The organism is Pseudomonas sp. IT-P395 (assembly GCF_949767675.1).
Lineage (GTDB): Bacteria > Pseudomonadota > Gammaproteobacteria > Pseudomonadales > Pseudomonadaceae > Aquipseudomonas.
In genome coordinates, this window is record NZ_CATKPW010000011.1 from 1 (window position 1) to 18602 (window position 18602).

Consider the following 18602-nt stretch of genomic DNA (forward strand, 5'->3'; position numbering starts at 1 on the left):
GGCGGCCTGACAGCCGACCCATCTTCTGTCTGATGTACTCAGTTCCATTGTAGGAGTGAGCCTGCTCGCGATGGCGGCCTGTCAATCGGCCGATTTCCAGCGGTCAGGTCTTAATCCAACAGCTCATTCGGTCTCATTCGGCTCTTGGAAAACCATGTTTCCGAGCTTTGATAGTTACTGACAGGGTCAACACCAACAACCCTGCAACGATCCACGGAAACGCCCCCACACCGAGGTTGCCCAGCAACACACCACCCACCAACCCCCCACCAGCAATCCCGACATTCCACAACGTCACCAGCATCGATTGCGCTGTGTCAGCAGCCTCTTTCGCGGTTTTCGCTGAGGCGGTCTGCAGCAGCGATGGCATTGCGCCAAACGCCAGTCCCCACACAGCGGTGGCGATGTACACCACATTCGGCGAGTCGCGCCACAGACCCAGTGCTATCGCCGAGAGCATGAACAATCCGGCGCTGATCAATACCAGTTCGCGTAGCCAACGGTCGATCAGGCTGCCGACGATCCACAGGCTCAGCACCGAGGCGAGGCCGAATACCAGCAACACGCGGTCGACATTGGTATCCAGCCCGGAAAGCTGCAGAAAGGGCGCGATGTAGGTGTAGAGCAAGTTGTGCGCGACGACGTAGGTGAGGGTGACAAACAATACGGCTCGCACGCCCGGCAAGTTAAACACCTGACGCAGCGGCATGCGCTTTCCCACGCGTTCGCCGGCGAAGTCCGGTACTTGCCAGCGTACCCAGACCACCAACACTACGGTCAGCGCGGTCATGATCGCGAAGCTCAGACGCCAACCGATCAGGCTGCCGAGCAGGGTGCCGACGGGTATTCCCAGCGATAGCGCGAGCGGCGCGCCGAGCATGGCCACGGTGATGGCGCGGCCTTGCAGGTGCGGGGCGACCATACGGCTCGCATATCCGGCCAGCAGTGCCCAAAGTAATCCGGCAAATACGCCGGCAATGAAACGTGCAATCAACGTTAGCCAGTACAGCTCCGACAGCGCGGTGATGCTGTTGGCGATGGCAAAGCCGCCGATGGCGGACAGCAGCAGCGGTCTGCGCCGCCAGCCGCGGGTGGCGATCGTCAGTGGAATCGCTGCCAGAATCGAGCCGATTGCGTACAGCGTGACCAATTGCCCGATCAGCGCCTGGGAGACATTCAGGCCGCTGCTCATCTGCGGCAACAGGCCGGCGGGCATGGCTTCGGTCATGACCGTAATGAATCCGGCGGTGGCCAGTGCCAGCAGCGCAGCAAGGGGTAATCGCTCGCGGCGTTCGGCAGGTTGTTCAAGTGCGGGGCAATCGAGTTGTGCGTCGTTCATGAGCCGGCATCCGTGTGCAGAGTTGACGAGGAGCACAGGGTAGAGCGCTGCACATCGGTGAAAAACGGGTTAAGGTTCCGAACATATCGGACACGGATGTCAGCAATGGGAGAGTGGTATGGATAGCCTGGGCAGTATTTCGGTGTTTGTTCAGGTCGCCGAAACGCGCAGTTTCACTGAGGCTGGCCGCTTGCAAGGGGTGTCATCGTCGGCGGTGGGCAAAAGTATCGCGCGGCTGGAGGCGCGACTCGGCGTGCGCCTGTTCCAACGCACCACGCGCAGCGTCACGCTGACCAGTGAGGGCGCGCTGTTTCTGGAGCGCTGTCGCAAGATCCTCGCTGAAGTCGAGGCGGCGGAATTCGAGTTGTGTGATGCCGCCGCCAAACCCCATGGCAAGTTACGCATCAGCCTGCCGCAGGTGCATGGCCTGGTGATGCCGGTCATGACCGAGTTCATGGGGTTGTACCCGCAGATTGAACTGGATCTGGATTTGACCGATCGCATGGTCGATGTGGTTGAGGAAGGTTTCGACGCGGTGATCCGTACCGGCAAACCGCGAGATTCGCGACTGATGGCGCGACCGTTGGGCGATTTTCACATGGTGCTGGTGGCCAGCCCGGCCTATCTGGCGCAACGCGGTGTGCCACAAACGCCGGGCGATCTGGCAGCGCACGCGTGCCTGCGGCATACGTTTCATGCGACCGGCAAACTGGAAACATGGCCGCTGATCCGCGCGCAAGGTGCCGCCGAGCCGACGTTGCCGACGCGGCTGGTCAGTACGTCCATCGAGGCCGTGAGCCACACGGTGCTGGCCGGTATGGGCATTGCCTGTCTGCCTGATTTCATGACCCGTGAGGCCGAGGCCCAAGGGCGCTTGCAGCGGGTGCTGGATGCGCATCTGGAACACACCGGGCAGTTCTGGGTCCTATGGCCATCGAGTCGCCACGCCACGGCGAAACTGCGCGTGTTCATCGATCATCTGGCGTTGCGACTTTTTCCCGCAACGCGCGGTCGATAGAGTTGTAACTGCTTTAAGACACTAATCCATGCGCCGCAGGGTCGTGATCTGTTGCACAATACGCCCCGGACTGTTTTCTCTCAGGATGTTCAATGTTGATTTCCACTCCCATGCGTGTTGTCGGGTTGGCGCTGTTGTTGACCGCTGTTGCCGGCTGTTCGAAAGACAAGCCGATGTATGAGCATGAGAACTTCGATGACTCTGGTACGTTTTCGCGCAATTACCCGGTGACCGATTCGGTCAGTTGCGAAGCGGCCCGTCGTGCGTTGCTCAGCCAGGGCTACATCATCACCAGCAGTGACCCGAAACTGGTCAGTGGCCACAAGAGTTTCCAGCAAACCGGCGACACCCACATGGAGATCAGCTTCAACGTGGTCTGCGCCGATGACGGCAGTGTCGGGCACCATGCGACGATGTTTGCCAACGCCTTGCAGGATCGTTATGCGCTGAAGAAGACCAACAACTCCGCCAGCCTCGGCGTGGGTGTGTTGGGTTCGGTGTCGATGCCGATCGGCTCGTCCGACGATTCGATGGTCAAGGTGGCCAGTGAGACGGTGACGTCGCAGAAGTTCTATGAGCGCTTCTTCACGCTGGTGGAGTTGTTCCTGCCGGCGGAAGCAAAGAAAGCTGCGCACATTGAAGAGAAGCCGAAGGCTGACCTCGGTGTGCCTGAGGCGAAGGCGGCTCCGGCAGCGCTGGCGCCAACGCCGACTCCAACGCCTGCGCCCGCCGCAACCCCTGCGCCTGCAGCGGAGCCCGCTCCCGCACCCACCGAGGCCGCGCCAGTGACGTCTGAACCGGTTGCGCCACCGGCAGAGGCCGCGCCGATCACTCCGGCGCCGAGCGCAGAACCTGCACCGGCGCCGACGACCGAAACCATCACGCCACCGGCCAACCCGGACATCCCGCCGCCATCCGAGCCGATTCCGGCGATGCCAGCGTCCGGCCAATAAACCAGCCTCACCGCAAATCCCTGTGGGAGCGAGCCTGCTCGCGAAAGCGTCGGAACATTCAGCACGCATGTGACTGACTGGCCGCCTTCGCGAGCAGGCTCGCTCCCACAGTGGTTTTTGCGGTGGCTTAAAATCTAGTTACATTCCCCTGACAAAATTCCCGCGATAAATTCCTGACCACCTGCTACGTTTTAATCATGAAGGCCGGGTTTCACTTTTCCTTCACACGAGCACGTTAAGCTCGAGGCACTGGGCATTTGCTCAGGCCCATTCAAGAGAGCAGCAGGGGGATTACACGATGGATGAATATCAAGAAGAGCTGCTCGAGTATCAGGCCTTTGAACTGGATCAACCCGAGCCCGCCGAAGACGCCACCGAGCTTTGACTTGCAGCTTGAAGCTGGTAACGCGCAGCCGCTTTTATGCCGTTTTGCGGTGACTGCGGCGGAATTCGCCGGGCGTCTGACCGCTCCAGCGTTTAAAGGCTCGCTGGAACGCTTCGGCTGAAGCGAAACCCAGCAGGTAGGCGATTTCGCCAAAAGCCAGTTCGGTGTCGCGGATGTAGGTCATCGCCAGATCCCGACGCGTGTCGTTGAGGATCGCGCGAAACTGCGTGCCTTCTTCGGCCAGTTTGCGCCGTAACGTCCAGGTCGGCAGCTTCAGGCGTGCCGCCACTTCTTCCAGGTCGGGTTCCCGGCCGCCATTGAGCAACGGCCCCAATAGCTGAGTGATGCGTTCGCGCAGGCTGCGGGTTCGGGTCAATTGCTCAAGTTCCCGCTCACACAACTGCAGCAGATGCCGCCAGGTACTCGGGCAATGCTCGGGATTGCGCTGTGCGAGGCTGTTGAGGTTCAGGCGCAGTTGATTACGCTCGGCACCGAACTGGATCGGGCAATCCCCCAGCACGCTGTAAGCCTCGCGGTAATCGGGCTCATCGAATTCGATTTCAATGCGTTCGGCGCGCAGCGGTTCACCGCTGACACTGGAGAGCTGGTGCAACCACCCGGCGATGATTGAGTCCACGACAAAACGGTTATAGGCGTTGTACGGGCTGATCGAATAGAAACGCAGCCACGCGCCATGGGCGTCTTCGTGAAAACTCGACTGGCCGCGATAGTTGGAACCGTACAACGCTTCGAAACGGATCAGGCAGCGCGCGGCCTCACGCACGGTCGGCGCTTGTGCGGCGGTGACACCGGCCAGCCCGGCCTGGCTCAGGCGACTGAGCTGGCCCATGCGCAATCCCAACGCCGAATTGCCGGTCAGTTGAATCGCCGCGTGGCCCAGGCGCATATAGCGCGGAATCGACAAACGCGCCCCGGCCTCGGCCAGCCGTGCGGCGTCGAGGCCATATTGCTCGAGGAGCGGCTGCGGATCGAGCGCATGACTGCGCACGGCATCGGCGAGGCTGTGCACGAAGCCCACCGACAGATCCCCCAAACGCATCGGCAGCGGTTTCATGGCTTACAACCAGATGTTCAACAAACGCGCGCCACGGGCCTCGCCATCGGCGAACTGCTGACCGTTGCTGCTGAGGAAACTCTGACCGGCACTGGCCTTGTCCCAGAACTGCCCGCGCAGGAACACACTGATGCCGGCGATCGCTCGGCTGCTCGGTGGCTGCGCGGTCAGCGTCAACCGATGCCAAGCCTGTCCTTCTGTAAGCTCACCGGGTTTGAGACTGACCGAGCCCGGGGTACTTGAACCTTTGTAACCGCGCCATGGCTGATTCCACGCACCTTGGCCGAACACCTGCGCCGGCACCGCAACCAATTGTGCGTTTTGCTCATCGAGTTTGCGGTAATTGTCCGGATACCAACTGTCGCTGCCAATCAGCACACCGAGGCGTCCGGCCGGGGTGTCGACCACGTTGAGCGCATGTTTGTCTGCACCTTCGATCACTTCACGTTGATCGAACACCGGGTGCATCTGCCGTTGCGGCTGACCCAGCGGCACGCCGTCACGGCCGAACACCACGCTGCTGTTGAACAGCGCACCGCTGCCGGGTTTGAGCTGGCCATCACGGATGCTCGGTTCCGGCAGCACGATCGAACCCGCCACCAGCGTCACATGAAACTCTTTGGCCAGACCACCGAACAGTGCCTGGTAATCCTTGGCCATCGCCTTGGATTTCATGCGCAGGTACGCGTCATTGAGGCGGTCACTGCCGTTGGCACTGAACCAGGCGCGGGCGAACAACAACGGATTGCTCGCCGCCAGCCAGTTCATCGCCTCGGCGAGGGTCGGGGCCTGATACAGCTCGTCTTTTTCACCGCTGAGCAGCAACCAGGTGCCGACGTTTTCCGGCAATACCACGACGGTTTTGTCATTCAGCAGGCCTTGATCCTGGGCTTGCTGCAGATAAGCCGCGAGTTTGCGGTGCAAGCGTTCGGCGCTTTGATAATCGGTGGGAAACAGTTCGGGCTGGATGCCCAGCAGATTGCCGCGATCGGCGGGGGTGCCCTGATCGACCGCGACTTTAATGCGTAAGTCCGACAGGTAATGCCCCGCCGGCCGGTCCGCCGCCCACATGGCGTAGGTGGTCAGGGCGGCAACGAGGGCCATGGAAAAAAACAGGTACAAAAGTTTGCGCATGAAAACCAACAACTACCGGGTGCAGGGTATGGCGACTAGGGTAGGGCCCATGGCTCCGGTTGCCAAGGGGCGCTGCGCATTTGGATCAATAAGTTGTCAGTTACGGTCATTGAGTGACAGCGATGCGACTCTTAGTCTGTCGAACATGACTGATGGGGGCCGCAGAGCTCCCGCAACTTTTCCGTGATTGCTCGTTGTGGAGTTACCGATGACCGCCGCTCATTACCCGCACCTGTTGGCCCCGCTGGACCTGGGATTCACCACGCTGCGCAACCGCACCCTGATGGGCTCGATGCACACGGGCCTTGAAGAAAAACCGGGTGGTTTCGAGCGCATGGCGGCGTACTTCGCTGAGCGTGCCCGAGGCGGCGTTGGCCTGATGGTCACTGGCGGTATCGGTCCGAACGACGAGGGCGGCGTCTATTCTGGTGCGGCCAAGCTGACCACCGAGGAAGAAGCGCTCAAGCACCGCATCGTCACCCGCGCGGTGCACGACGCGGGCGGGAAGATTTGCATGCAGATCCTTCACGCTGGGCGTTATGCCTACAGCCCGAAGCAGGTCGCGCCGAGTGCGATCCAGGCCCCGATCAACCCGTTCAAGCCCAAAGAGCTGGACGAGGAAGGCATCGAGAAGCAGATCAACGATTTCGTCACCTGCTCGGTACTGGCGCAGACCGCCGAGTATGACGGCGTCGAGATCATGGGCTCGGAAGGGTATTTCATTAACCAGTTCCTCGCCGCGCACACCAATCACCGCACCGACCGTTGGGGTGGCAGCTACGAAAACCGTATGCGCCTGCCGGTGGAAATCGTTCGCCGTGTACGCGAAGCCGTCGGCCCGAACTTCATCATCATTTTCCGTCTGTCGATGCTCGATCTGGTCGAGGGCGGCAGCACCTGGGACGAGATCGTCACCCTGGCCAAAGCCATCGAGCAAGCCGGCGCGACCATCATCAACACCGGCATCGGCTGGCACGAAGCGCGGATCCCGACCATCGCCACCAAAGTGCCGCGTGCGGCGTTCAGCAAGGTCACGGCCAAACTGCGCGGCTCGGTGAAGATCCCGCTGATCACCACCAACCGCATCAACACCCCGGAAATCGCCGAGCAGATTCTTGCCGAGGGCGATGCCGACATGGTCTCGATGGCGCGGCCGTTCCTCGCCGACCCGGACTTCGTCAACAAGGCCGCTGAAGGTCGTGCGGATGAAATCAACACCTGCATCGGTTGCAACCAGGCGTGCCTCGACCACACCTTCGGCGGCAAGCTGACCAGCTGTCTGGTCAACCCGCGTGCGTGCCACGAAACCGAACTCAACTACCTGCCGGTGCAGCAGAGCAAGAAAATCGCCGTGGTCGGCGCTGGCCCTGCCGGTTTGTCCGCCGCCACTGTAGCTGCCGAGCGCGGCCATCAGGTGACGTTGTTCGATTCGGCCAGTGAAATCGGCGGCCAGTTCAACATCGCCAAGCGCGTGCCGGGCAAGGAAGAGTTTTTCGAAACCCTGCGTTACTTCAAGCGCAAGCTGCAGACCACTAACGTTGAGGTGTGCCTGAACACCCGCGTCGACGTGGCGAAACTGGTTGAAGGCGGGTACGACGAAATCATCCTTGCCACCGGCATTGCGCCGCGTGTGCCGGCGATTCCGGGCGTCGACAACGCCAAGGTGCTGAGCTACCTGGATGTGATCCTTGAGCGTAAACCGGTCGGCAAGCGTGTCGCTGTGATCGGCGCCGGCGGTATCGGTTTCGATGTGTCGGAATTCCTTGTCCACGAAGGCGTGGCCACCAGTCAGGATCGCGCCGCGTTCTGGAAAGAGTGGGGCATCGATACCAAACTGGAGGCTCGCGGTGGCGTCGCCGGGATCAAAGCCGCACCGCATGCCCCGGCCCGTGAAGTGTTTCTGTTGCAGCGCAAGAAAACCAAGGTCGGTGATGGTCTGGGTAAAACCACCGGCTGGATTCACCGTACCGGTTTGAAGAACAAACAGGTGCAGATGCTCAACAGCGTTGAATACCTGAGCATCGATGACCAAGGCCTGCACATTCGAATCGGTGAAACTGGCGAGCCACAACTGCTGGCGGTGGACAACATTGTGATTTGCGCGGGGCAGGATCCGCTGCGTGAACTGCACGACGGTCTGGTTGAGGCGGGGCAGAACGTGCACCTGATCGGCGGCGCCGATGTCGCGGCGGAGCTGGATGCCAAGCGTGCGATCAACCAGGGTTCGCGCCTCGCCGCTGAACTTTAAGCCCTGCGCTGAACCTGTGGGAGCGAGCCTGCTCGCGAAGGCGTGGTGTCAGTCGACATATGTATTGGCTGACACTCCGCTTTCGCGAGCAGGCTCGCTCCCACAGGGTTTGTGTTGTTCACAGATGCAGTGAGCACCACCAAACCAATGTAGGAGTGAGCCTGCTCGCGATGGCGGCTTGTGAGCGACTAGAATGCCGGCTCTGTCCAGATCGAATCGCCGCCCATGCTTTTGCCTCCCTCCAACTGGCTCCCCCAAGCCCCGCTACAACCGCTTCAACTCGACTGGCTCGCAACCGCCGGCATTGAAGTCGCCATCCTGCGCCTCGACCAGATCGACCCGCTGATCAGCGGCAACAAATGGTTCAAACTCGTCGAACACCTCAAGGCCGCTGATCGCGTGGGTGCCGAAGGCATCATCAGTCTCGGTGGGGCTCACTCCAATCATCTGCATGCGTTGGCGGCGGCGGGAAAACGGCTGGGGTTCAAAACCGTGGGGCTGTTGCGCGGGCATGCGCAGGAAACGCCGACCGTGCAGGATCTGCAAGCCTTCGGCATGCAACTGCATTGGTTGGGTTATGGCGGCTATCGCGCACGCAATGAACCGGGATTCTGGGCGCCTTGGCGCGCGCAGTATCCGCAGTTGTATGCGGTGCCCGAGGGCGGTGGCAGCTTAACGGGGGCGCTCGGTTGTGCGGCCATCAAACAGCAGGTGCAAGCGCAATTGCACACGCTGGGCTGGAGTGATTATCACGCTTGGTGGCTGGCCTGCGGCACCGGCACGACATTGGCGGGATTGCTGCTGGCCGAAGCAGGGGCCCACCCGGTCTATGGCGCGCTGGCTGTGCCAGATGATCACGGCGTGGCGCCGCAAGTCGAGTCGATCCTGCAAGCCGCAGGGCAGGGCAACGGGCGCTATGAACTGATCGACGCCAGCCGCGGCGGTTTCGCCAAGGTTGATCCGGCGTTGCTTGAGTTCATCGAACAAACCGAGCAGGCCAGCGGCGTTCCTCTGGAGCCGCTGTACACCGGCAAGGCGTTGCTGGCGCTCAAACTGCAAGTCGAGGCGGGCAGGTTCGCAGCCGGCACACGGCTGATCTTCATTCATACCGGAGGTTTGCAGGGGCGGCGCGGGTTTATCGCCAGCCCCTGACGCTCAACCGCGCTTGGGCATCATCCGCAGCAGGGTGTTATCGCGCACCACATAATGGTGATAGATCCCCGCCAGGGCATGTAGCCCGATCAGCCAGTAGCCGATCGTGGCAATGAGCACATGCCAGTACTCGACCTGTTTGGCGAAATCCTTGTTCTCCGCGACCAGCAGCGGCAGATCAAAACCGTAGAACATCACCTGATGCCCTTCGGCGCTGGTGATCAGCCAGCCGAGAATGGGCATGCTGATCATGAACAGGTACAACGCCCAGTGCATCAGCCGCGCCAGCACGGTTTGCCATTGCGGCGAGGCGGGGAAGATTTTCGGCGCCGGGCCAATGCTGCGCGCGAGCAGGCGAAACCACACCAGCACAAACACGGTCAGGCCGAGCATGTAGTGCACTTCGCGGATCAGCGTGCGCCCGCCACTGCCTTTGGGAAACAGGCCGCGCAACTCCATGCTGGCGTACACCAGCACCAACAGGACCAGCATCAGCCAGTGCAACAGGACCGAGACGGTGCTGTAGCGCGATTCGGAACTTGTCCACGGCATACGGTGTGTCCTCACAGATCAGGGTCAAAACGGCCGTTCTTGGGCGACGGCATGCTTTAACTGTAATCCGCTTTGGCGGATTTGCCTGAGGCTGATCGGACTTTCAATGCTCTGAATGGGGGCTTTGCCAATAAAAAACGCCAGCGTCTTGCAGACGCTGGCGTTTTTGTTTGCAGCCAGCGCCAGGAATCAGCTCGATTGCGGCATCTCGCCGTTGGCCAGGCGCTTGTTGATGTCAGCAATCACTTCCGGCAAATCGGTGATGGTGTCGATCATGTAATGCGGGCGCGAGCCTTCGAACAGCGCGTGAATGCGCTTGCGTTCGCTGGCCAGTTCATCGCTGCCCAAGGCGCGGAAACCGGCGTAATCCAGACCCAGCGCGTTGCCCGAGCAGATCAGTGCCACGGTCCACATCCCGGCGCGGCGGCCTTCGAGAATGCCCGGCACGGTGTCATCGATCTTCACGCACGCCGCGACATCGTCGATGCCCAGCGCGATGACGTTGGCCAGGGCCTGTGCCGGCCATGGGCGACCATTCGGCACTTCGTCTGTGGCAACCACGTGGTCGGCGACGTAGCCGTTGGTGGCAGCCAGTTCGACGACCTTGTCCATCACTTGCTTCGGGTAGCCTGAGCAGGAACCGATCTTGATCCCTTGCTGACGCAGATTGGCGATGGTTTCCAGTGCGCCGGGAATCAGCGCCGAGTGCTCGGCGATCTTCTCGATCTGCAGCGGCATGAAGCGCTTGTAGATCGCGGTGACGTCGTCATCGGTCGGCGTGCGGCCGAATGCCTTGCGATAACGCTCGGCCACTTGCGGCTGATCGCAGAGGGTGCGGATGTGATCCCACTTGCCCATGCCCATCGGGCCACGGGCTTCTTCGATGGAGACCTGCACGTCGAACTCGGCGAAGGCTTCGACGAAGATCTGCGTGGGTGCGAACGAGCCGAAATCGACCACGGTGCCGGCCCAGTCGAGGATCGCGGCTTGCAGCTTGTTTGGATTGACGTAGTTCATGTTGATCAAATTCCTGAGTTGGCAATGCAATTCAAACTGTAGGAATGAGCCTGCTCGCGATAGCGGTTGATTATTCAACATCTTCGTCGACTGACACGGCCTCATCGCGAGCAGGCTCACTCCTACAAGGGATTGGTGGTGTGGCTTAGATTTCGAGGACTTCCATCTCGCGCAGCACTTCGCCGACCGCCGCCACGGCCTGGCGCATTTCGTCCGGGCTGACATGGCCGATGCAACCGACGCGGAAGGTCTCGACCTGGGTCAATTTGCCCGGATAGAGGATGTAACCCTTGGCCTTGACCCGCTCGTAGAAATCCTTGAACTGATAACGCGGATCTTGCGGCGCATGGAACGTGGCAATGATCGGCGCCTGAATCGCCGCCGGCAGGAAGCTGCGCAAACCGAGTTTGCCCATCTCATCCATCAATGCCTGACAGTTGGCGGCATAGCGCGCATGCCGCGCCGGCAGGCCACCTTCTTCGTTGTATTGCAGCAGCGCTTCGTGCAGCGCCGCGACCACGTGGGTCGGCGGGGTGAAGCGCCATTGCCCGGTTTTCATCATGTAAGCGTGCTGGTCGTACAGGTCCATTGCCAGCGAATGCGAGTTACCGGCGGCAGCGGCCAGTGACTCTTTGCGAGCAAACACGAAGCCCATCCCCGGCACGCCTTCCAGGCATTTGCCGGACGCGGCGATCAGTGCGTCGAACGGCACTTGCTGCGCATCCACCGGCAGTGCGCCGAAGGAGCTCATGGCGTCGATGATCAGGCGTTTGCCGTGTTGCGCGACGACCTGGGCAATCTCCGCCAGCGGGTTGAGAATGCCGGTGCTGGTTTCGCAGTGGATCAGCGCAACGTGGGTAATGTTGCTATCGGCGCGCAACAGGCGATCGACGTCAGCGGCGGTGGTCGGCTCATCTTCAGCGGTTTCGAAGGTGCTGAACGAGCGGCCGAGCACTTCGCAGATCTTCGCCAGACGCTTGCCGTAGGCACCGTTGATCAGCACCAGCACTTTGCCGTCACGCGGCACCAGGGTGCCGATGGCCGCTTCAACAGCGAAGGTGCCGCTGCCCTGCAATGGCACGCAGTGGTGAGTGGCGGCGCCGTTGAGGATCGCCAGCAGTTGTTCGCACAGGCTGGCGGTCAGTTGATTGAAGCGGTCATCCCATGACCCCCAGTCGACCATCATCGCCTGGCGGGTGCGGGCCGAAGTGGTCAACGGGCCGGGAGTGAGCAGGATGGGTTCGGCGATACTCATTCGTATGTCCTCGGATTGCGCTGTGGGATGAAGCTACGGGGCATACGTTGCAATTCGCCGTTGCATCAATCAAATTGTTTGTTGTTATGCCAGCCATCAGCGAGAGTTATTCATGAACCTGTTCCAGCTCCGCGCGTTCGACGCCGTGGCCCGTGAAGGCAGCTTCACCCGCGCCGCCGCGCGCTTGTTCATCAGTCAGCCGGCGGTTACCGGGCACATCAAGGCGTTGGAAGAGCACTATCAGATCACCCTGTTGCGGCGCACCGCGCGACGGGTGGAACTGACCGAGGAGGGCACCAAACTCGCGGCGATTACCCGCGCAATGTTTGGCCTCGCGGAAGAGGCGCAGACAATGCTCGAGGCCAACCGGCAATTACTCACCGGACGGCTGGAAGTGGCGGCGGACGGGCCGCACATGGTCATGCCGATGCTCGCCAGCCTGCGTGCGCGGTATCCGGGGATCACCGTGAATCTTCGTTTGGGCAATGCTCAGGAAACCCTCGCGGCGTTGTTGTCGGAACACGCCGATGTGGCGGTGTTGACCGAAGTGGAGCCGCGCAAAGGCTTGCATCTGCAAGCGTTGAGCGAATCACGGATCTGCGCCTTGGTACCGGCAGGGCATGCGTGGGCGATGCGCACCGGGGAAGTGAAGCTCAAGGAGCTGGATCAAGTGATCATGGTGTTGCGCGAGCCGAGTTCGATCACCCGGCGCACGTTTGATGAGGCTTGCACGCAGGCATCGATCCATCCGCGGGTGTTGCTGGAACTGGACAGCCGTGAGGCGGTGACCGAGGCCGTTGCCGCTGAGTTGGGCGTTGGCGTGGTGTCCTCGGTGGAGGTCAGTCATGACCCGAGGGTGGTGGCGATTCCGATTGTCGGCGAAGGGCTGGTTAATCGGCACATGATTGGTTGCATGGAGCGGCGCCGGGAGTTGCGCTTGATTCAGGCGTTCTTTGGCTTGGCGCCGGCCTGATACACCGAGTCGCCCCAATCGCTGGCAAGCCAGCTCCCACAGTGATCTCGGTCGTTCAAAGGTGCTGGGTACAGCCAAGAAACCTGTGGGAGCTGGCTTGCCAGCGATGGGGCCGGTATTCCTTACACAAGACTGTCGCGAACCATATCGAGGAAGGTCGCCACCACCCGTCGATTGCTTTGCTCGCGCAAACACACCAGCGTCTCCGTCAGTCGTCGTGTGCAATCTATTATCGGCAACGCACACACCCGCGAATCCGCACCAAACTCCGCCGCCGAAACAACGCCGACACCAATCCCGACCACCACCGCCTCGCGCGCCGCTTCCCGCCCCTCAACCTGAATCGCCGGACGAATACGAAACCCCGCCCGCGCCATTTCCTCTTCCAGCGTTTGCCGCGTCACCGAACCGTGTTCACGCAACACTAGCGGCGTGTCATCCAGGTCTGCCAGGCAAATCGATTCACGTTCGGCCCACGGATGATTGCGTGATACGAACGCCACCATCGGATCATTGCGCAGCGGCACACACAGCAAGCGTTCATCACTGACATCACGCCCAAGCAACGCCAGATCGGCCTGATAGTTGAACAGGCGAAACAGCGATTCATCGGTATTGCCGGTCTCGATCTTCACGCTGATGCCCGGATAGCGCTCACAGAACCGCGCGATCTGCGGCAACACGTGCACCGGTGCATCCACCGCCAGAATCAGGCTGCCGGTCTGCAGGGCCTGGGATTCCTGCAGCAGTTCCTGCGCTTCGGCTTCAATTACAAACAGGCGCTGGGTGATCGCCAGTAAGCGCTCGCCCAGGTCGGTCAGGCGCACGGAACGTTTATTGCGGTGAAACAGCAAAACGCCGAAACGCTCTTCGAGTTTGCGCACTTGGTCGGATATCGCCGGTTGCGTGAGAAAAAGGCGCTCGGCGGCTTTGGTGAAGCTTCCATGCACGGCCACGGCGTGGAAGGCTTTGAGTTGGGCGTGGGACACCGACATGCAGTCACCTGATCGATAAGTCAGTAACAAGCTGAGCTTATGTGTGAAATACGATAAATCGATTTTATTTATTAAACAGTAATTGCTTTGATCGGCTCACGCCATCGCTGACTGCCCGCTCGGGCCGCACGGTGGCCATGAGCCTGTGCGTGCAACAGCAGGACTCATCTGACCGATATCGCCTTAGGGACGGGGTGATATCGCAGTGCTCAACAATAAAAACACAGGCGTTTTGCTTAACGATTCTGCCGGCACACTCACACCCTGAGGTCAGAACCACCATGAACAAGCACATCGGCACCATTGCGCGTTGGCGCGTGCAGATTTTCGCGATTACCTGGCTGGCGTACGCCGCTTTCTACTTCACCCGCAAAGCGTTTTCGGTGGCCAAACTCGGCATCGCCGAAGACCCCACCTTCATGCTCGACAAGATGGCCATGGCCAACCTCGATGCGATTTATCTGGCGGCTTATGCCCTCGGCCAGTTCACTTGGGGCATGCTCGCTGACCGCTTTGGCCCACGGGTCGTGGTGCTCGGTGGTTTGCTGATTTCCGCCGCCGCGGCGCTGGTGATGGGCAGTTACGCGACGTTGCCAATCTTCGCCACCTGCATGTTGATTCAGGGGTTGGCGCAGTCCACCGGATGGTCGGGATTGTGCAAAAACCTCGGCAGTTTTTTCCCTTCCCAACAACGCGGGCGAGTGCTCGGGTTATGGAGTTCCTGCTACGCGTTTGGTGGTCTGGTAGCGTCGCCGTTCGCCGGTTGGTGGGCGTATACCTTGATGGGCACCTGGCACGCGGCATTCATTTCCAGTGCGGTGGTGGTTGCCGTGGTGGCGGTGTTGTTCTTTATCTTCCAGCGCAATAAACCCGAAGACGTCGGCTTGCCGGCGGTCGAGCCGGAGCCTGAACTGACGGCGGAAGAAACCGAAGCCAACAGCAAACTCAGCGTCTGGGAGCCGTTGAAGGAAATCCTGCGTAACCGCACGGTGCTGGTACTGGGTCTGGCGTATTTCATGTTGAAACCGGCACGATACGCGATTCTGTTGTGGGGGCCGGTGATTGTCTTTGAACAGATGCCGAGTGTCGGCAAGGTCGGCGCGGCGATCATTCCCACCTCGTTCGAACTGGCCGGGTTGCTCGGGCCGATCCTGATCGGGCTGGCCTCGGACAAACTCTTTGGTGCCCGGCGTATGCCGGCCTGCGTATTGAGCTTGTTGGCGCTGACCGTGACGCTGGCGCTGTTCATGGCTGCGTTGCAGAGCGGCAGTGTGTTGCTGGTGGTCGCATTGTTGTTTGTCATGGGCCTGACCCTCTACGGCCCGGATTCAATGATCAGCGGTGCCGCCGCGATCGACTTCGGCAAAGCCAAGGCCGGCGCCACGGCGGCCGGTTTCGTCAACGGCTGCGGCTCGGTCGGCGCGGTACTCGGCGGTTTGCTGCCAGGCTACTTCGACTCGGTGACGGTGTTCATCGTCTTCGCCGGTTGTGCGCTGTTCTCGGCGCTGGTGCTGATTCCGCACTGGAACAGCCGTCCGGTCGGCGTGATGGAGCCGCGTGCCTCAATCCCCAATTGCCCGCTGACGATCAAACCCCTGCGTTCCTGAAACCCTTTGCCTCGCGGCCTGCTGCGGCGCTCGCGGCAGGCTGGGTCGTGGCCATCTGACTTGGAGAACCCCACATGAGACCGTTTTGGCTGGAGCAGGCCTTGCAGGCCGACAGCTCTGAAACCTGCCCGCCGTTGCACGGCGAAGTCCGCGCCGATGTGTGCATCGTCGGCGGTGGCTACACCGGGTTGTGGACGGCGATCATGCTCAAGCAACAGAACCCCGAACTCGATGTGTTGCTGATCGAAGCGGACATCTGCGGCGCTGGCGCCAGTGGGCGTAATGGCGGGTGTGCGCTGTCGTGGTCGGCGAAGTATTTCACCCTTGAGCGCTTGTTTGGCGTCGAGGAAGCGGTACGTCTGGTCAAGGAATCGGAACGCAGTATCCACGCGATCGGCGAGTTCTGTGAGCAGTACGGTGTCGACGCCGATTACCGTCTGGACGGCACGCTGTACACCGCGACCAACCGCGCGCAAGTCGGTTCGACCGACGCGGTGATCGCCGCACTGGAGCGCAACGGCATCAACTCGTTCACCCAGCGTCCGCTGGCCGATGTGCAGCGCATGGCCGGTTCGAGCAAACATTTGGAGGGCTGGTTCTCGCCGGCAGCGGCCAGTGTGCAGCCGGGCAAATTGGTGCGTGGCTTGCGTCGGGTGGCATTGCAGTTGGGTGTGAAGATTCACGAAAACACGGCAATGACCGGGCTGGAGGAGGGACGCCCGGCGCGCTTGCAGACGCCGAATGGCACGGTGATCGCCGATCGCGTGGTGCTGGCGATGAACGCGTGGATGGCCCGTGCCTTCCCGCAGTTCGAACGTAGCGTGGCGATTGTTTCCAGCGACATGCTGATCACCGAACCGCGCCCGGATCTGTTACAGGAGATCGGTTTGACCAGTGGCGTCACCGTGCTTGATTCGCGGATTTTCGTGCACTACTACCACAACACCCCGGACGGCCGGATCATGCTCGGCAAGGGCGGCAATACCTTCGCGTTCGGCGGGCGCATGCTGCCAGTATTCGATCAGCCATCGCCCTATGCCGGCCTGCTGAAAAACAGCCTCGCCGACTTCTTCCCGGCATTTGCCGATGTCAACGTCGAGGCCACTTGGAACGGCCCGTCGGATCGCTCGGTCACCGGTTTGCCGTTCTTCGGCCAGATGAGCAGCGCCGGCAATGTGTTTTACGGTTTCGGCTATTCGGGCAGCGGTGTCGGCCCATGTCACATGGGCGGGCAGATTCTCGCTTCGCTGGTGCAAGGCCTGGACAATCCATGGACGCGTTCGCCGCTGGTCAACGGGCCGCTGGGCTACTTCCCGCCGGAGCCGATCCGTTACCTCGGCTCGCTGATGGTGCGCAACGCCATCCGCCGCAAGGAGCGCGCCGAGGATCACGGCCGGCGGCCTCGGCATCTGGATGTGCGTCTGGCCAGGTTCGCCGCAGCGGCGGGCAAGGCTGACAAAGGTTGAAGCACGGCGTGTTGATGTAGCGGGATCAGCGGGCGTTGCTGTTGAGCAACCAGTCGAGCAACAAGTCGTCGTCGCGTGCGGGCGGTGGTTCGCGAGGCGTCGGGTTGGGTGCGTTGCCCAGACAGAGAATTGGCCGGTCCGGGTCGCTGTCGAGGAAGCTCACCCACACTTCGTTGCCGGCGCAGGGCAGTTCGTCCCGTGCGACTCGACCATTGGTTCGCGTCATGGCAATGGGCAGCCAGACCGCGTCGCTATCAAGTGTTTGCGATTGTTCCGAGGGCCACAGCCTGACGGCGACTCGACCTTGCTCATCGAGCTGCGCCGGTTGCCCGATGGGTCCGACCACCTGTGCCAGGTGATACCCAGCGATGGCCGGGCGGGTTTGTTTGAGCGCTGGACGGTAGTCGGTCGACCAGGGCTGGGCGGTGAAATCGTTGTGGTAGCGGTGCCGCGGCGGTGTCGGATCCAGAATCGACGGATGTTGCCCATGATGGCGTATTGAAGTGAGTCGCCATTGTTCGTTGAAGTGGCTGATCGGATGCGCCGACACTTGCAGCAGATGCCCACTGAGCAAGCCCACCCGGTCAGAGCGGCCGTTGATCGTACGATGCTGGCAGCGTTGCCGTTCCAGATGTCGACGGCTGCGTTGTTCGTGGTGACGTTGTTCGAGAGAGGGTATCGGCGGCAGGGGGTTGGCTGTGATGTGGTTGGCGGCATCGTTGCTGAGCGCTTGCTGCCCTCGATTACGCACCGCATGCAGTGTGGCGATGGGGGCAGCGTGATGATGCTGGTACAGCGCACTGACGCAGGGGGAGGGCGTTTGCTCGCAAGCCTTGAATGCAACCAGCACCGGCATTTGCGGCAAGCTCAAGCTGTCATCGGCAAACACGACAATGTGCCCGTCCACCCGGTGTTCGAAGTGATAGTGAATGCCTTCCTCTTCGCAAAGCCTGTGCAGCAGCGCCAGATCGCTTTCTTCGTACTGGATGCAAAACGGCCGGATCGGGTATTGCCCGACGCTCATTTCAATCCGGTAGCCGTCAGCGGGCAAGGCATTTTCCGTGAGCAATTGCTCAAGGATCTGCGGCACGCTCAGTTGCACGAACACGCGCCGTTTGCTCGGCTGGGCCAGCCTCTGCAGGCGCGGCACAACCGTCAGTCGATAGCCGATCCGGTGTGTGCCTCGATGTTCGCAACTGGCACTGTCGATCACGCCGTGAATCCCATGATGGTCGTCCAGGCGCAGAAATGCCGGTTGATGCAGAAATGTACCCGGCGCCATGGCGGGGGCCAGGCCGATCAGTTCGATGTCGAAACGGTAGGGCTGGTTGAGCGCTTCCTCGCCGTGAAAGCGCACCACTGGCAGGCACAGACCGCTGTCGGTCAGGGTCAGGGTAAAAGGACTTTCCTTGTCATTGAGCATTCGAACGGGC

15 protein-coding genes are annotated in these 18602 nt (G+C 61.1%); 7 read left to right on the forward strand and 8 right to left on the reverse strand.

Annotation, left to right across the window (positions count from 1 at the left end; genetic code table 11):
- Positions 1–133: 133 nt before the first annotated feature.
- Positions 134–1339, reverse strand: coding sequence for an MFS transporter (locus ACM6IN_RS08605; RefSeq protein WP_414915794.1), 1206 nt, complete (start codon positions 1337–1339; stop codon positions 134–136).
- Between the two features lie 118 nt (positions 1340–1457).
- Here ACM6IN_RS08605 and ACM6IN_RS08610 point away from each other — a divergent pair, with 118 nt between their 5' ends.
- Positions 1458–2357, forward strand: a complete 900-nt coding sequence (locus ACM6IN_RS08610; RefSeq protein ID WP_414915795.1) for a LysR family transcriptional regulator — start codon at positions 1458–1460, stop codon at positions 2355–2357.
- Between the two features lie 92 nt (positions 2358–2449).
- A complete protein-coding gene (locus ACM6IN_RS08615) occupies positions 2450–3310 on the forward strand; it encodes a DUF2242 domain-containing protein (RefSeq protein WP_414915796.1) in 861 nt (286 codons plus the stop codon).
- 419 nt (positions 3311–3729) lie between these two features.
- On the opposite strand, the gene ACM6IN_RS08620 is transcribed toward ACM6IN_RS08615, so the two are convergent.
- Together ACM6IN_RS08620 and ACM6IN_RS08625 are read right to left on the reverse strand one after the other, a co-directional pair.
- Positions 3730–4770 carry an AraC family transcriptional regulator gene (locus ACM6IN_RS08620; RefSeq protein ID WP_414915797.1) on the reverse strand — a complete coding sequence of 347 codons (1041 nt, stop codon included), beginning with the start codon at positions 4768–4770 and terminating at the stop codon, positions 3730–3732.
- 3 nt (positions 4771–4773) lie between these two features.
- Complete coding sequence (locus ACM6IN_RS08625) at positions 4774–5904, reverse strand: nitrilase-related carbon-nitrogen hydrolase (RefSeq protein ID WP_414893854.1); 1131 nt, start codon at positions 5902–5904, stop codon at positions 4774–4776.
- A gap of 208 nt (positions 5905–6112) precedes the next feature.
- Here ACM6IN_RS08625 and ACM6IN_RS08630 point away from each other — a divergent pair, with 208 nt between their 5' ends.
- Together ACM6IN_RS08630 and ACM6IN_RS08635 are read left to right on the forward strand one after the other, a co-directional pair.
- Positions 6113–8152, forward strand: a complete 2040-nt coding sequence (locus ACM6IN_RS08630; RefSeq protein WP_123376237.1) for an NADPH-dependent 2,4-dienoyl-CoA reductase — start codon at positions 6113–6115, stop codon at positions 8150–8152.
- Positions 8153–8377: 225 nt separating this feature from the next.
- A complete protein-coding gene (locus ACM6IN_RS08635; protein WP_414915798.1) occupies positions 8378–9304 on the forward strand; it encodes a 1-aminocyclopropane-1-carboxylate deaminase/D-cysteine desulfhydrase in 927 nt (308 codons plus the stop codon).
- A gap of 3 nt (positions 9305–9307) precedes the next feature.
- Here ACM6IN_RS08635 and ACM6IN_RS08640 read toward each other — a convergent pair whose 3' ends face one another.
- The 3 genes from ACM6IN_RS08640 to ACM6IN_RS08650 form a co-directional block, all read right to left on the reverse strand.
- Positions 9308–9856, reverse strand: a complete 549-nt coding sequence (locus tag ACM6IN_RS08640) for a cytochrome b (protein ID WP_007917296.1) — start codon at positions 9854–9856, stop codon at positions 9308–9310.
- Between the two features lie 189 nt (positions 9857–10045).
- Positions 10046–10873 carry a phosphonoacetaldehyde hydrolase gene (gene phnX / locus ACM6IN_RS08645; RefSeq protein ID WP_007917294.1) on the reverse strand — a complete coding sequence of 276 codons (828 nt, stop codon included), beginning with the start codon at positions 10871–10873 and terminating at the stop codon, positions 10046–10048.
- A gap of 145 nt (positions 10874–11018) precedes the next feature.
- On the reverse strand, positions 11019–12128 hold the full coding sequence (locus ACM6IN_RS08650; protein ID WP_095113724.1) for a 2-aminoethylphosphonate--pyruvate transaminase: 1110 nt from the start codon (positions 12126–12128) through the stop codon (positions 11019–11021).
- 112 nt (positions 12129–12240) lie between these two features.
- Here ACM6IN_RS08650 and ACM6IN_RS08655 point away from each other — a divergent pair, with 112 nt between their 5' ends.
- Entirely contained in the window at positions 12241–13101 is an 861-nt protein-coding gene (locus tag ACM6IN_RS08655) for a LysR substrate-binding domain-containing protein (protein WP_414915799.1), read from the forward strand.
- Positions 13102–13223: 122 nt separating this feature from the next.
- Here ACM6IN_RS08655 and ACM6IN_RS08660 read toward each other — a convergent pair whose 3' ends face one another.
- The gene (locus ACM6IN_RS08660) at positions 13224–14096 is read right to left on the reverse strand and encodes a LysR family transcriptional regulator (RefSeq protein ID WP_007917288.1); all 873 of its coding nucleotides are present in this window, start codon (positions 14094–14096) and stop codon (positions 13224–13226) included.
- 281 nt (positions 14097–14377) lie between these two features.
- Between ACM6IN_RS08660 and ACM6IN_RS08665 the strand changes: the two genes are divergently transcribed.
- Together ACM6IN_RS08665 and ACM6IN_RS08670 are read left to right on the forward strand one after the other, a co-directional pair.
- Positions 14378–15703: an MFS transporter gene (locus ACM6IN_RS08665; RefSeq protein ID WP_095118172.1), complete on the forward strand. Its 1326-nt coding sequence runs from the start codon at positions 14378–14380 to the stop codon at positions 15701–15703.
- Between the two features lie 74 nt (positions 15704–15777).
- Entirely contained in the window at positions 15778–17169 is a 1392-nt protein-coding gene (locus ACM6IN_RS08670; RefSeq protein ID WP_414915800.1) for an FAD-dependent oxidoreductase, read from the forward strand.
- Positions 17170–17194: 25 nt separating this feature from the next.
- Here the strand turns inward: ACM6IN_RS08670 and ACM6IN_RS08675 are convergent, their stop codons facing one another.
- Positions 17195–18592, reverse strand: a complete 1398-nt coding sequence (locus ACM6IN_RS08675; RefSeq protein WP_414915801.1) for a type VI secretion system Vgr family protein — start codon at positions 18590–18592, stop codon at positions 17195–17197.
- Positions 18593–18602 lie beyond the last annotated feature (10 nt).